This window comes from Klebsiella sp. K47 (genome assembly GCF_051858335.1).
Classification (GTDB): Bacteria; Pseudomonadota; Gammaproteobacteria; order Enterobacterales; family Enterobacteriaceae; genus Klebsiella; species Klebsiella pneumoniae.
Genome location: NZ_JBPYUI010000105.1, coordinates 1 through 387, shown reverse-complemented (window position 1 = coordinate 387; position 387 = coordinate 1). Strand labels below are relative to the sequence as shown.

Below are 387 nucleotides of genomic sequence, written 5' to 3'. Positions count from 1 at the left end.
CCTACATCGCTTATGCCCTGCATGATTCAGAGCATCCGGACCATGTTACCAGCGAGAATCATACGCGGAACGTGTGGCGCACGCCGGCGAACAATAAGCTGCGAATGGAAGACAAGCGCGGCGAGGAGCATATCAAGCTCGCAACGGAATATGGCAAAACGCAGCTGAACATGGGGCACCTGGTCAATGGCCAGCGTGAAAAACGCGGGGCCGGTTTTGAACTGCGAACGGATGAGTATGGCGCAGTCCGTGCGGCAAAAGGGCTGTTCCTGACGGCGGATGAACAGGCCAAAGCCCAGGGGCCGGTACTGGAAATGGCCCCTGCCATCAACCAGATTAACCAGGCGAACAGCCAGATGCAGGCCCTGAACAGCGCCGCCGAAGCCG

General features: G+C 58.7%; 1 protein-coding gene. It reads left to right on the top strand.

The window, feature by feature from the left end; all coding sequences use genetic code 11:
• A partial coding sequence (locus RRF55_RS27285) for a type VI secretion system Vgr family protein (RefSeq protein ID WP_439419210.1) occupies positions 1-387 on the top strand: 387 nt, incomplete at both ends.